1 protein-coding gene is annotated in these 718 nt (G+C 48.3%); it reads left to right on the top strand.

The window, feature by feature from the left end:
* Window positions 1-266: 266 nt before the first annotated feature.
* The coding region (locus DWY93_RS16330; RefSeq protein WP_181968571.1) for a PepSY domain-containing protein at window positions 267-718 on the top strand (452 nt) is incomplete at its 3' end.

Raw genomic sequence — 718 nt, 5'->3', positions numbered from 1 at the left:
CATAGTAAGGAGTGGATTGCCGGAATTTGCTGCTTTTTATTTTTATCAGGGTAGTCCATAGTGGGCTGCCTTTTGTTATACAAAATGGAGACAATCAGGGAATCCGTAAAAAGAAGCATGGGCGGCGCAATTTACGGTATTGCAAGTGTTACTATATTTATTAAATTTCTACAAATTTCCCATGTACACAAAAATTTCACTTGTAATCTGGCAGGATATCGGCTACACTTTACGCATTCCAATCTGATAGGAGGATAAGAAAGAGTATGAGAAAGAAATGGATTTTTACCGTAGCGGCATTTGCACTTGCAATGACCCTGACCGGATGCAGAGATAATGCAGCGGCAAGTATTCCGCAGCAAAGCAGCCAGGAGCAGACGAAGGAGCAGACACAGATGATCCCTATGGAGGAGGCACAGGAAGCGGCGTTAAAAGCAGCGGATATTGAAGCGGCAGATGCAGACATTTCAGCCACGACCTTAAGTGAGGTGGCGGGAGTGGCCTGCTATAAGGTGGAATTTACTTCCGGAGAGTATGCCTACTCCTACACGATCAATGCACAGACAGGAGCTGTCATGGAAATGAGCAGCCAGGAACAGAATGCACAGGCTTCCGGGACACAGACGGAGGTAGCAGACTCCGCTGCCCCTGCTCCGGCACAGACCTCAGCCGCTGCTCCGGCACAGAATGCAACAGGTACCGGAACCGTGGATGAAGC

Source organism: Clostridium sp. AF28-12 (assembly GCF_003435225.1).
Lineage (GTDB): Bacteria > Bacillota > Clostridia > Lachnospirales > Lachnospiraceae > Pilosibacter > Pilosibacter fragilis.
The sequence above is the reverse complement of the archived record's forward strand: the minus strand, read 5'-3'. Positions and strand labels throughout refer to the sequence as shown.